Below are 13,062 nucleotides of genomic sequence, written 5' to 3'. Positions count from 1 at the left end.
CTTTTAATGGCCGGCATTCTCGACACGGTAGATCAACGCACGCAATTGGTGGGTGAGAATCGCCTGGAAATTCTCATGTTCCGCCTCTTCGGACGGCAGTTGTTCGCGATCAACGTGTTCAAAGTGCAGGAAGTGCTGCAGTTGCCCAAGCTGACCCTGATGCCCCAGCGCCACCCGTTCGTGTGTGGGGTGGTCAACCTGCGTGGCCAGACCCTGCCGGTGATCGATCTGTCCCAGGCCATCGGCATGCGTCCTTTGGTGCCGGGCCCCAACAGCACCATTATCGTCACCGAATATAATCGCTCGGTGCAGGCGTTCCTGGTGGGCGGTGTCGACCGCATCGTCAACATGAACTGGGAAGCCATCCTGCCGCCGCCGACCAGCGCCGGTCGCCAGCACTACCTCACCGCCATCAGCAAGGTCGATGAGCAACTGGTGGAAATCATCGACGTGGAAAAAGTCCTCGCCGAGATCGTGCCCTACAACGCCAAGGTCTCCCGGGACAAACTTGAAGACCCGGTGCTGGAGCGTGCCCGTGGCCGCGAAGTGCTTCTGGTGGATGATTCCAACGTGGCGTTGTCGCAGTTGCGTGACACCCTGGGCCAGTTGGGCGTGAAGATGCACGTCGCCAGCGACGGTCTCAAGGCACTGAACATGCTCAAGGCTTGGGCCGACAGCGGCCAGGTGATGACCGACAAACTGCTGATGATCTTCACCGACGCCGAAATGCCCGAGATGGATGGCTACCGTCTCACTACCGAAATCCGCAACGACCCGCGCCTGCGTGGTCTGTACGTGGTGATGCACACCTCGCTGTCGGGCAGCTTCAATGACTCGATGGTCAAAAAGGTCGGCTGCGACAATTTCCTCTCCAAATTCCAGCCGGACAAGCTGGTGGACGTGGTACGCCAGCGACTGATGTTGGACGAAATGCCCGCCTGACTTTAGGATGACACTTTGTTTCCTAGGAAGGCAGGCCCATGCTGCGTCTCAGCGCGTTGTACCGTTACCCCTTGAAGTCCGGCAAGGCCGAAGCCTTGCAGCAGATTGGCCTGGATAAACTCGGGTTGGACGGGGATCGACGCTGGATGCTGGTGGATGAAGCCAGCGGGCGGTTCCTGACGCAACGGGCCGTGGCGAAGATGAGCCAGCTCTCGGCGTTGTGGAACAGCAGCGGGGGCCTGACCCTGAGTTCGCCGGGCTACGCGCCATTGGATGTGGCATTGCCGGGCAGCGCCAGCGAACTGCGTGGTGTGACCATCTGGCGCGACACCCTGCGTGTGCCGGATGCTGGCGATGAGGCCGCGGCCTGGGTCAGTGCATTCATTGGCAAGCCGACGCGCTTGGTGCAACTGCCCCTGGAACGTGCGCGCACCACCGAAGCCGGGTATGGCAAGGATGACGACAAGGTCGGCTTCGCTGACGGCTACCCGTTGCTGTTGATCGGCCAGGGCTCCCTCGACGACTTGTGTGAAAAGATCGGCCGCCCGATGCAGATGCTGCGTTTTCGTCCCAACCTGGTCATCGAGGGCGCCGAGGCTTTCGCCGAAGACGGCTGGAAGCGCTTGCGCATCGGCGACGTGGAGTTTCGGGTGGTCAAGCCGTGCTCGCGGTGCATCCTCACCACAGTCGACCCCCAGACCGGTGAGCGCAGCCCCGACCGCGAGCCTTTCGCGACGCTGCAAACCTACCGCCAGACCGAAAAGGGCGCGATGTTCGGCCAGAACCTGGTCAACGATGGCATCGGGCGCCTGGAAGTCGGCATGCCGGTAACGGTGCTGGAATAAAAAAGCCCGTCTCGTGGGAGACGGGCTTTTTGTGTGCCGGGTACCGCTTAGCCGCGGTATTCACACAGGTAGGCGGTGTCCACCGCAACCTTCAACTGGAACTTGCTGTTGGCCGGTACGTTGAACTGGCTGCCGGCAGCGAAGGTTTCCCAGTCGCTGCTGTCGGGCAGCTTCACGGTCAGGGCGCCGGAGACCACGTGCATGATTTCACGTTGGGCGGTGCCGAATTCGTATTCACCCGGAGCCATCACGCCGATGGTCGCCGGCCCTTCTGCGGTGCCGAAAGCGATCGACTTGACGGTGCCGTCGAAGTACTCGTTGACTTTGAACATGGGTGAATCCTCGGAAAAGATGGATGCTTACGCTCATCACTGCAGGCGCGGGCTTCTGTGGCGAGGGAGCTTGCTCCCGTTGACTGCGTAGCAGTCCCCGTTTTTTGGGGGAGCTTCGCACCCCAGCGCAAGCAAGCTTGCTCGCCACAGGATTTCGTTGGTGCAGGTGGGCAGCATCAAAGGAAATTGGCTGGCCAGTATGCCCAAGGCTGCAAGCGCTGCCTAGACCGGCAATATCAGCGGCAGCAGGCGTGCGGTGTTGCGTGCATCCTCCAGGGCGCGATGCTGCTGGCCATTGAACTGCATTCCTGCCAATTGCAGCGCACCATTGAGCCCCAGCGGCTTGTCCAGGCGCCGGGCCTTGGCAAAGCGTTGCTTGAGGTTCACATGCGGGGTTTCGCCCAAGGCGCTGGCGAGGCCATGGCGCTGCCACTCCAGCTCAAGCTGCACGCGATCATAGTCACCCCAACTGGCCCAGCCTTCCAGGCGTGGCTGATGTTGGCCCAGCCAGCGCTCGAACAGCGGCCACACCTCGGTGATCGGCGCGGCCATGTCGATATTGGCCTGGGTGATATGGGTGAGTTTGCGGCAAAAGGGTGTCAGCAATGGCCGGCGCAAGGGCCGCACAAAGCGCTGGAAGTGGTCCAGTTCGCGGCCCTGGCGGTTGACCAGGCTGGCGCCGATCTCGATGACTTCCATCTCTGTCACGGGCCAGCCGCCGTCATCCGTTGTGGCTTCAAGGTCAATAATCAGCCAATGAGGCATGTGCAGGTTCCCGTACTCGTCCCTTCCTGATGGGGATAGAGCGTAGCCCGGCCCTGTAGTTCCGCCTAGGGGCGTTATTCGATCTCCAGCAAAACCTGACGGTTGCGCACCTGGTCGCCCGTCATGACGCGCATCTCCTTGACGGTGCCATCAATGCCGGCCTTCAACGGGTGCTCCATTTTCATCGCTTCGAGCACCAGCAACAGTTGGCCTTTGCTGACGGTCTCACCGACGCACACCCGAATATCGACGATGGCGCCGTCCATGGGCGCCTGGACCGTGCCGCTGCTGGCGTCGGCCTGGCGGCTGGCGACTTGCTGGGTGCGGTCTGTGACGGTCAGCCCTGGTAGCCATAGCCGGTTGCCGTCCAGGTGATAAGCGATGCGTCGGCGGACCCCCTTGATGACCAGGCTGGCGTGGCGGCCGTCGGTGGTGAGTTGCAGGTCGTCAACGCTGACGCTGTGGAGTTGGCCGTTGGCCTCCAGACGGTACGTTACCGGGACACTCGCCGTATTGCGCCAGCGCGCAAGTGTTTGGGTGTGCTGGTTGGCGCTGTGTTGATAAAACAGCGCGGCGGCCAGCTTGAGCTGTTCAGCGGTCGCCGTCTGCTGTGGGATGACGCTGAAGTGTTCGGCGATCAACCCCGTGCTGAAGTCGCCATTGATAAAGTCCGGGTGCTTGAGCAGGTCGATGAGCAAACGCTGGTTGGTCGCCACGCCCAGCAATACGCTGTCTTCCACGGCCCGCAGCAGTTTTCGCCGGGCTTCTTCGCGGCTGGCGCCGTGGGCGATGATCTTGCCCAGCATCGGGTCGTAGAACGGGCTGACGGTTTGGCCTTCAAGCAATCCATGGTCGATGCGGACGTCGGGGGCTGGTTCCCAACGCAACACGTCACCGGTTTGCGGCAGGAAGCCCTGGGCCGGGTCTTCGGCGTACAGGCGTACTTCCATGGCGTGGCCGGTCAGGGTCACCTGTGATTGGGTGAGTGGCAGCGGTTGGCCGGCGGCGATCTGCAACTGCCAGTCCACCAGGTCGAGGCCGGTAATCATCTCGGTGACGGGGTGTTCGACTTGCAGGCGCGTGTTCATTTCCAGGAAATAAAACTGGCCGTTGCGGTCGAGCAGAAACTCCACGGTGCCGGCACCTACATAGTTCACCGCCCGCCCGGCCTTGAGCGCGGCTTCGCCCATGGCCTGGCGCAGATCGGGCGTCATCACGGGGCAGGGCGCTTCTTCAATGACTTTCTGATGGCGGCGCTGGATCGAACAGTCGCGTTCGCCGAGGTAAATGAGGTTGCCATGGCTGTCACCGAACAGCTGCACTTCCACGTGGCGCGGGTCGATCAGCGCCTGTTCGAGGATCAGTTCGTCGCTGCCGAACGCATTCATGGCTTCCGAGCGTGCGGTGCGCAGTTGCTCCAGCAGCTGTTCGCGCTGGTGCACCAGGCGCATGCCACGCCCACCGCCGCCGGCGCTGGCCTTGATCATCAGTGGGAAGCCGATGCGTTCGGCTTCCCGTTGCAGGGTGGCATCGTCCTGGGCACTGCCTTGATAGCCGGCGATGCAAGGTACGCCGGCGTCGAGCATGGCGAGTTTGGACAGGCGTTTGCTGCCCATCAGTTCGATCGCCTCGGCGCTGGGGCCGATGAAGGTGAGCGTGGCCTGCTGGCAGGCGCGGGCGAAGTCGGGGTTTTCCGAGAGGAAGCCGTAGCCGGGGTGAATGGCGTCGGCGCCGGTCAGTTGGGCGGCGGCGAGGATGGCCTCTGTGTTCAGGTAGGACTGGTGTACGGGCGCCGGGCCGATGTGTACGGCTTCGTCGGCCATCTGCACGTGCAGGGCATCGGTATCCGCGTCGCTGTACACGGCCACGGTGCGGTAGCCGAGGGCCTGGGCAGTGCGCTGGATGCGGCAGGCGATTTCACCGCGGTTGGCGATCAGGATCTTGGTGAATGCGGGCATTGGGTTATCCCTTGGTGGATGTGGCGTGTGTTGGGGCCTCTTCGCAGGCAAGCCAGCTCCCACATTTGAAATGTCTCCCCCTGTGGGAGCGGGCTTGCTCGCGAAGGCGTCATTTGCACCAACTCGGCTTTCGCTTCTGCACAAACGCCTGCGTCCCCTCAACCCCTTCTTCACTCCTCACCGCCTCGGCAAACCACTGCGCCCCGCGATCCAGCACGGCCTCAAGGGGCTCATCCACACTGGCCAGCAACAGCGCTTTAGTCCGCGCGTTCGCCCGCGGCGCACACTGCAACACCTGCCCCAATACCTCATCCACCCGCTGCGCCAATGCCTGGGCGTCGTGCTCGACAAAATGCACCACTCCCAGCCGCCCAGCCTCCACCCCATCAAACCGCGCCGCCGTCAGCGCCAGGCGCCGCGTGTGGGTGAGGCCAATACGCTTAACCACAAACGGCGCAATCTGCGCCGGCAACAAGCCCAGGCGGGTCTCGGGCAAGCCGAACTGCGCCTGGCCCTCTGCAATCGCAATATCACTCACGCACGCCAGCCCGAACCCACCGCCCAGCACCGCGCCTTGCAGCACCGCGATCACCACGGGTGTCAGTGCCTGCACCTCTTGCAGCAAGGTGCCAAATGCGCGGTTCAACGCTTGCAGTTGATCCCCCGCGCTGACCAGATCCTTCACATCGGCCCCCGCGCAAAAATGCCCGCCCGCGCCGCTGATCACCACGGCGCGCACCTGGCTGTCCAACTGCGCCAGTACCGCACGCAGCTCATTGACCATTTCAAGGCTCATTGCATTGCGGCATTCGGGCCGGTTGAGGGTGATATGCAGCACGCCGTTGTGGGCTTCTAGCAGCAAGGTGTTCATGGTTTTTTACCGGGCAGGGTGCCCATCAGTTTGCAGATGATGCCCAGCATGATTTCGTCGGCACCGCCGCCAATCGACACCAGGCGCACGTCGCGATAGGCGCGGGCCACCGGGTTGTCCCACATGAAGCCCATGCCGCCCCAATATTGCAGGCAGCTGTCGCTGACCTCACGGCCCAGGCGCCCGGCCTTGAGTTTGGCCATGGAGGCCAGCCGCGTGACGTCCTGGCCCTTGATGTACTGCTCGGTGGCCTGGTAGACCAAGGCGCGCAGGCATTCGATTTCGGTGGCCAGTTCCGCCAGGCGGAAGTGGATCACCTGGTTGTCGATCAACGCCTTGCCGAAGGTTTGGCGCTCCTTGCAGTATTCGATGGTGCTGTCGATGCAGTACTCCAGGCCCTTGATCATATTGGCCGCGCCAAACAGGCGTTCCTCCTGGAACTGCAACATCTGCATCATAAAGCCCGCGCCTTCGTGGCCGATGCGGTTGCGTTGCGGTACGCGCACGCCGTCGAAAAACACCTGGGCGGTCTCGGAGCTGTGCATGCCGAGTTTTTCCAACGGCGGGCTGACGCTGATGCCGGGGCTGTTCATCGGCACCATGATCAGGGATTTGTTGATGTGCGGCTTGTCGTCCGAGGTGTTGGCCAGCAGGCAGATGAAGTCAGCGCTGGGCGAATTGGTGATCCACATCTTGCTGCCATTGATCACGTAGTCGTCGCCGTCCTTGCGCGCATGGGTCTTGAGCCCGGCCACGTCGGAGCCGGCGCCGGTTTCCGAGACGCCGATGCAGCCCACTTGTTCGCCGCTGATGGCCGGGCGCAGGAACTCTTCGCGCAGTTCATCGGAGCCGAAGCGCGCCAGGGCCGGAGTGCACATATCGGTCTGCACACCAATGGACATGGGGATGCCGCCGCAGCGGATGATGCCGAACTCTTCGGCGGCGACAATGGAGTAGCTGTAGTCCAGGCCCATGCCGCCGAATTTTTCCGGTTTGGAGATGCCCAGCAGGCCGAGGTCGCCGGCCTTGCGGAAGATTTCGTGAATGGGGAAGCGCCCGGCTTTTTCCCATTCATCCACGTACGGGTTGATCTCGCGGTCGACGAAGGCGCGCACGGTGCGGCGCAGTTCCTGGTGTTCCTGGGTGAAGATCATTTTTATTGTTCTCCCTGTTGGGACGCGGAGCGTCCTGGTTTGCATTCCCACGCGGAGCGTGGGAACGATCACCCACGTGGAGCGTGGGAACGTTCAGCGCGCCACGCCAAAGCTGTTCGGTTGCAGTTGCCGCAGTTCGGCTTCGTGACAGATATCCAGCACAAACCCGAGCAAGGTGCGGGTATCCCGTGGATCAATCAGCCCGTCGTCCCACAGGTTGGCGCTGCCGTAGAGGGCGGTGGACTGGCTGTCGAGCTTCTGCGCGGTGACCTGTTCGAGCATGTCGAGCACCTTGGGGTCGGGCACCAGGCCGTCCTTGAGTTGCTTGGCCTCGGTGACAATGCGCAGCACCTTGCCCGCTTGTGCGCCGCCCATTACCGCGGTGCGGCTGTTGGGCCAGGCGAAGATAAAGCGCGGGTCCAGGCCGCGGCCGCACATGGCGTAGTTGCCGGCACCGTAGGAACCCCCGACCACGATGGTGAGTTTAGGCACGCGGGCATTGGCCACCGCCTGGATCATCTTCGCGCCGTGCTTGATCACCCCTTGCTGTTCCGACTCGGTGCCCACCATGAAGCCGGTGGTGTTATGCAAGAACAGCAGCGGCGTACGGCTCTGGTCGCACAGCTGGATAAACTGCGCGGCCTTGCTCGCGCCCTTTGGGGTGATGGGGCCGTTATTGCCGATCACTCCCACGGCGCGCCCCTGGATATGCAGATGGGCGCAGACGGTGTGGGGGTCGAACTCGCCTTTGAATTCCAGCAGGTTGGAACCGTCGGCCAGGCGCGCCAGGATTTCGCGCACGTCATAGGGCTTTTTTGGGTCATCGGGAATCAGCCCCAACAGCTCTTCAATCGGGTACAGCGGTTCGCGATAGGCGCGGGGTGGCGCGTGCGGCAAGCGGTCATTCCAGGGCAGCAGGCCCACAATTTCACGCACGATGCGCACGCCGTCGGCATCGTCTTGGGCCAGGTACTCAGCGGTGCCTGCGGTTTGCGCGTGCATCTGCGCACCCCCCAGTTCTTCATCGGTGGCGACTTCGCCGGTGGCGGCCTTGAGCAACGGTGGCCCGGCGAGGAACAGCTTGGCCTTGCCGCGCACCACCACCACGTAATCCGACAAGCCCGGCTGATACGCACCACCGGCCGTGGCCGAGCCGTGCACCACGGTGATCTGCGGCAAGCCCATGGCGGACATGCGTGCTTGGTTGGCAAAGCTGCGCGCGCCTTCGACGAAAATCTCGGCTGCGTAGTTGAGGTTGGCGCCGCCGCTTTCGGCGAGGGTCACCACTGGCAGTTTGTTCTCCATGGCGATCTGTTGCAGGCGCAGGGATTTTTTCAGCCCGGAGGGGGAAATGGTGCCGCCTTTGATCGCGCTGTTGTTGGCCACCACCAGCATGCGCACGCCGCTGACATAGCCGATACCAGCGATCAGCCCGCCACCGGCGGCGCTACCGTCCTTGTCGTCGTGGAGTTTGTAGCCGGCCAGACTGGCCAGCTCCAGGAAAGGCGCGCCGGGGTCCAGCAGCAGGTTGAGGCGCTCACGGGGCAGCAATTGGCCGCGCTTGTCGAACTTGGGCTTGGCTTCCTGGGCCTTGGCCAGCAGGGTGTGTTCCAGTTGGCGTAGCTGGGCAATGGACGCCAGCATGGCTTCGCGGTTTTGCGCGAACGCTGGGCTGTTAGGCTCGATCATGGTTTCAATGACTGACATGGCGTTATTGCTCCGCCTTGAGCACATCCGGCAGGTAGGCGCGGTGGAACCCGTTGAATGGCTCGCTCGGCGCCTGCGCCTTGTGCAGCGGCCATGCGCGGCTGCCCAGGCTGGCGGCGCCGTCGATGCGCAGGGTGCTACCGCTGATAAAGGCCGCAGCCGGGCTGAGCAGGAAGACGATGGCCGCGCTGACTTCCGACTCGGTGCCGATGCGCTTGAGCGGTACATGCTCACGCAGGGTGGGAATCACCGCCTTGAACGCGCCTTCGTAGGTGTCCATGCCGCTGGAGGCAATCCAGCCAGGCGCCACGGCGTTGACGCGCACCCCGGCATAGCCCCACTCAAACGCGGCGGTCTTGGTGACGTTGTCCATGCCGGAGCGCGCCGCGCCGGAGTGGCCCATGCCGGGCATGCCGCCCCACATGTCGGCGAGCATGTTGACGATCGCGCCACCGTGCTTGCTCATCGACTGGTTGAACACTTCCCGCGCCATCAGGAAACCGCCCACCAGGTTGGTGCGCAGTACGGTTTCAAAGCCCTTCTGATTGATCGCCGCCAGTGGCGACGGGTATTGGCCGCCCGCGTTATTCACCAGGCCATGGATGGGGCCGTGGTCGTGCAGGATCTGCGTGACCAGCGCTTCCACCGCCTCTTCCTCACGAATGTCACAGGCATGCCAATGGGCGACGCCGCCATCTTCAGCAATTTCCGCCGCGACCTTCTGCAGTTTTTCTGGCTTGCGCCCCACCAGGATCACGCAGGCACCAAGGGCCGCCAGCTCATGGGCGGTGCAGCGGCCAATGCCACTGCCGCCTCCGGTGATAATCACGGTTTGCCCCTTGAACAGGTCGGCTTTGAAGATCGAGTCGAAGGCCACGGCGACGGTCCTTTAGGTGAGTTGATCGGCAATGTGTTGCGGCACGGCGATGGGGATTTCCAGCAGTTGCTGGGCGAAGGCTTTGCCTTGCGGGTCGATGCGCAGGCTGGCGATACCGCCGCCGCCCAGGGCATTCTCCATCAGGAAATTCAGGCTGTGGCTGCCGGGCAAGTACCAGCGCTCGACGCGGCCATGGATCGGGTCGAGCACGTGGTCCATCCAGTCGACGATCACCTCCGGGGTCAGGGCTTCGGCGATCCACGGCAGGTAGTCGGGGTGGCGGGCGATCACGCCGATATTGCTGTGGTTGCCCTTGTCACCAGAGCGCGCCACGGCGAGTTTCACCAGCGGCACACTGGCATCGGCACGGCCCTGGGGCTTGGCCGGCTCGATGGGCGCAGCGGGCGTGAGCAGAGACGCGGAGGCGGGCAGCTCGACGGCATGACGTTGGCCTTGGTACTCGATGGCGACGCTACACCGTGATTTGTCGACCAGGAACGAAAACAGCCGAATCAGCGGATACACCGTCGGCCGCCCGCCCACAATGCCGGTCAGCCCCGGTGCCATGCCGGTGGCCGCCTGGGCGATCTCGCGAGCGAACAGTACCAGCGCCTGCTTGTTCGGATGCCGCACCGCCAGCTTCACCACCACTTCGCGGCAATCCGCACGCCGGGCGTGGGCGCCGTAGGTGGCTTCGCTGCCGAGCAGTTCGATGTTGACGTCGGTGTAGGGCGCCCAGCCGCGCTGGCTGAACAGCTCCGAAGTCTTGTTGATGAGCGCCTGGCTGACCCGCTCGGCCTTGGCCACCGCGTCGATGCCAGCGAGCAGGCAACTGGCGGTGCAGCGAAAGCCATCGGGGTAGGTGGCGCTGACCTTGTACTGGTCGGTGGGTGGCAGGCCCTTGGCGCCGTGCAGGCGCACCGCGTGTTTGCCTTGTTGCTGCAGTTTGACCTGGCTGAAATCGCAGATCACGTCCGGCAGCACATAGGCGCGCGGGTCACCGATTTCATACAGCAGTTGTTCGGCCACGCTGAGTTCGCTGATCAGCCCGCCGCTGCCTTCGACCTTGTTGACGGTGAACTGGCCGTCGGCGCTGACTTCGACGATAGGGAAGCCGATGTGTTCGTAGTCGGGCACGTCACGCCAGTCGGTGAAGTTACCGCCGGTGCATTGGGCGCCGCATTCGATGATATGCCCGGCCAGGGCGGCCTGGGCCAGGTGATCGTAGTCCTGCCATGACCAATTGAATTCATGCACCAGTGCCGCGCTGACCACTGCGCTGTCGACCACCCGGCCGGTGATGACAATATCGGCGCCGAGCCCCAATGCCTGGGCAATGCCCGGTGCGCCGAGGTAGGCGTTGGCGGACACGCACAGGGGCGGCAGCGGGGCGCCGTTGTACAGGTCGGTGACAGGTGGCAGCTGTTTGAGTTGAGGGTGCAGGTCATCGCCGAGCAACACGGCGATTTTCAGCGGGATGTGGGCGTTATCGCAGGCTGCTTGCAGGGCGGCGGCGCAGGCCTGGGGGTTGATACCGCCGGCATTGCTGATCACCCGGATGCCCTGGCGCTGGATATCCGCCAGCAGGGGCGTAAGCACCTCGACAAAATCCGTGGCGTAACCGGCCTTGGGGTCTTTCAGGCGGGCACCGACGAGGATCGACATGGTGACTTCCGCCAGGTAATCGAACACCAGGTAATCCAAGGCACCGCCCTGCACCAATTGGGCGGCGGCGGTGCAGGTGTCGCCCCAGAAGGCGCTGGCGCAGCCGATACGTACCGTCTTGCTCATGAGAAATCCTTCCTCCAAGGGCTGGTGCCGAGACTACCAAGCAAGCGCTTGGTTTGTAAACTCCAGTCACAAGTTTTACCCAAGCGCTTGCTTGGGTGGCAGTCACGGCCTAAATTGCCGGCCAAGACGACAGTAGACGTGAAGGAGAGCAGCATGGATGAGCACAAAGCCCTGGGGGTGATGCGCACCATGGTCGATGGTGGCCAATTGACCGACCCCGAGAGCGCCCGCGGCAAGTTGCTGCAAACCGCAGCTCATCTGTTTCGCAACAAGGGTTTCGAGCGCACCACTGTGCGAGATCTGGCCAGCGCCGTGGGCATCCAGTCCGGCAGCATCTTTCATCACTTCAAGAGCAAGGATGAGATATTGCGTGCGGTGATGGAGGAAACCATCCATTACAACACCGCGATGATGCGCGCTTCACTGGAGGAGGCGAGCACGGTGCGCGAACGCGTGCTGGCGCTGATCCGCTGCGAGTTGCAGTCGATCATGGGTGGCAGTGGCGAGGCCATGGCGGTGCTGGTCTACGAATGGCGCTCGCTGTCGGCCGAAGGCCAGGCGCACGTGCTGGCCCTGCGTGACGTGTATGAGCAGATCTGGTTGCAGGTACTGGGCGAGGCCAAGGCCGCTGGCTACATCCGGGGCGATGTGTTTATCACCCGGCGCTTCCTCACTGGCGCCTTGTCCTGGACCACCACCTGGTTTCGCGCCCAAGGCAGCCTGACCCTTGAGGAGTTGGCCGAAGAGGCCTTGTTGATGGTGCTGAAGTCGGACTGAGGCGCAAGTTATTAATTTGCTGGCGAAAGTTGTCTCCCCCAGTAAAAACGCCTAGCTTATCGGCATTGAACTCTTCAACGGTGCGTGCCTCGATGTTTTCGCCATGGCGGCTGGCTGCAGGACTTACTTTATGGGCACTGGGCACCGCCGCGTGGACGCAGGCCGGTGCCGCGCAGTTGGTGAGAATCGGCGCGGCGCATTTTCCGCCCTACACCGTACGCCCTGAACAAGGCGCCGACACCGGGTTGCTGCCGCAATTGGTCGAGGCGTTGAACGCTGCGCAAACGGATTACCAGTTCGTGGTGGTGCCTACCTCCATCCCCCGGCGTTTTCGTGACTTCGAGCAAGGCCGGGTCGACATGGCCATCTTCGAAAACCCGTCCTGGGGTTGGCAGAATATTGCCCATACCAGTGTTGATATGGGGCTGGAAGATGCGGAAATATTCGTTGCCCAGCGTCAACCCGGGCGCGACCAGAGCTACTTCGCCGACCTCACCGGTAAGCGCCTGGCGGTATTCAGCGGGTATCACTATGCCTTTGCCGACTTCAATCCCGATCCCAAGAACATGGCCGAGCGTTTCAACGCGACGTTGACCTATTCCCATGACAGTAATTTGCTGATGGTTGCTCGTGGGCGTGCGGATATTGCACTGGTTACCCGTTCGTACCTGAGTGATTTCATGGTGCGCAACGCAGACATGGCGGGGCAGTTTTTGGTGTCGGAGCGTATTGACCAGGTGTATCACCACTATGCGTTGTTGCGGCCCAAGGCACCGATCACTGGTCCGGCGTTTGCCGAACTGCTCAAGCGTCTGCGCGACAGTGGCCAGATGCTGAAGATTTTTGAGCCGTATCGTATTGATGTGACGGCGCTGCCCTGAGGTCTTAGTAAGTAAAATCCTTCGGGCTCAGTGGGATCAACTGTGGGAGCTGGCTTGCCTGCGATGACGGCCTGACAGTCAACATAGTTGGACCGTGTACATATCCATTCCTGCGGTAACGGCCACTTAGGGTTCCGCTTTTACAGCGGCTCACTTTTGAAA

At 62.6% G+C, this 13,062-nt stretch carries 12 protein-coding genes; 4 read left to right on the top strand and 8 right to left on the bottom strand.

Annotation, left to right across the window (positions count from 1 at the left end):
- The first annotated feature begins 6 nt into the window (after nucleotides 1-6).
- On the top strand, nucleotides 7-942 hold the full coding sequence (locus AC1RAC_RS23155; RefSeq protein WP_034126805.1) for a chemotaxis protein CheV: 936 nt from the start codon (nucleotides 7-9) through the stop codon (nucleotides 940-942).
- Nucleotides 943-980: 38 nt separating this feature from the next.
- A complete protein-coding gene (locus AC1RAC_RS23150) occupies nucleotides 981-1,787 on the top strand; it encodes an MOSC domain-containing protein (protein ID WP_054920414.1) in 807 nt (268 codons plus the stop codon).
- 47 nt (nucleotides 1,788-1,834) lie between these two features.
- Here the strand turns inward: AC1RAC_RS23150 and ppnP are convergent, their stop codons facing one another.
- The 8 genes from ppnP to AC1RAC_RS23110 form a co-directional block, all read right to left on the bottom strand.
- Nucleotides 1,835-2,119, bottom strand: coding sequence for a pyrimidine/purine nucleoside phosphorylase (gene ppnP, locus AC1RAC_RS23145; RefSeq protein ID WP_003226701.1), 285 nt, complete (start codon nucleotides 2,117-2,119; stop codon nucleotides 1,835-1,837).
- A gap of 222 nt (nucleotides 2,120-2,341) precedes the next feature.
- The gene (locus tag AC1RAC_RS23140) at nucleotides 2,342-2,884 is read right to left on the bottom strand and encodes a 3'-5' exonuclease (RefSeq protein ID WP_181125474.1); all 543 of its coding nucleotides are present in this window, start codon (nucleotides 2,882-2,884) and stop codon (nucleotides 2,342-2,344) included.
- Nucleotides 2,885-2,958: 74 nt separating this feature from the next.
- Nucleotides 2,959-4,842, bottom strand: coding sequence for an acetyl/propionyl/methylcrotonyl-CoA carboxylase subunit alpha (locus AC1RAC_RS23135; protein ID WP_492617022.1), 1,884 nt, complete (start codon nucleotides 4,840-4,842; stop codon nucleotides 2,959-2,961).
- 109 nt (nucleotides 4,843-4,951) lie between these two features.
- Nucleotides 4,952-5,713 carry an enoyl-CoA hydratase/isomerase family protein gene (locus AC1RAC_RS23130; RefSeq protein WP_492617021.1) on the bottom strand — a complete coding sequence of 254 codons (762 nt, stop codon included), beginning with the start codon at nucleotides 5,711-5,713 and terminating at the stop codon, nucleotides 4,952-4,954.
- Nucleotides 5,710-6,867, bottom strand: coding sequence for a citronellyl-CoA dehydrogenase (gene atuD / locus AC1RAC_RS23125; protein WP_057976972.1), 1,158 nt, complete (start codon nucleotides 6,865-6,867; stop codon nucleotides 5,710-5,712). Before atuD ends, AC1RAC_RS23130 begins: the two co-directional genes overlap by 4 nt.
- A 93-nt stretch (nucleotides 6,868-6,960) precedes the next feature.
- On the bottom strand, nucleotides 6,961-8,574 hold the full coding sequence (gene atuC / locus AC1RAC_RS23120; protein WP_127881070.1) for a geranyl-CoA carboxylase subunit beta: 1,614 nt from the start codon (nucleotides 8,572-8,574) through the stop codon (nucleotides 6,961-6,963).
- A gap of 4 nt (nucleotides 8,575-8,578) precedes the next feature.
- Nucleotides 8,579-9,451, bottom strand: coding sequence for an SDR family oxidoreductase (locus tag AC1RAC_RS23115; protein WP_492617020.1), 873 nt, complete (start codon nucleotides 9,449-9,451; stop codon nucleotides 8,579-8,581).
- A gap of 12 nt (nucleotides 9,452-9,463) precedes the next feature.
- Nucleotides 9,464-11,242 carry an acyclic terpene utilization AtuA family protein gene (locus AC1RAC_RS23110; protein WP_492617019.1) on the bottom strand — a complete coding sequence of 593 codons (1,779 nt, stop codon included), beginning with the start codon at nucleotides 11,240-11,242 and terminating at the stop codon, nucleotides 9,464-9,466.
- Nucleotides 11,243-11,395: 153 nt separating this feature from the next.
- Here AC1RAC_RS23110 and AC1RAC_RS23105 point away from each other — a divergent pair, with 153 nt between their 5' ends.
- A complete protein-coding gene (locus AC1RAC_RS23105) occupies nucleotides 11,396-12,019 on the top strand; it encodes a TetR/AcrR family transcriptional regulator (protein ID WP_034126813.1) in 624 nt (207 codons plus the stop codon).
- Between the two features lie 92 nt (nucleotides 12,020-12,111).
- On the top strand, nucleotides 12,112-12,900 hold the full coding sequence (locus AC1RAC_RS23100) for a substrate-binding periplasmic protein (protein WP_072448046.1): 789 nt from the start codon (nucleotides 12,112-12,114) through the stop codon (nucleotides 12,898-12,900).
- Nucleotides 12,901-13,062 lie beyond the last annotated feature (162 nt).

The organism is Pseudomonas sp. GW823-FHT02F05, from assembly GCF_058797315.1.
Note: the sequence above shows the minus strand (reverse complement) of the source record. Positions and strands in the feature narration are given on the sequence as shown.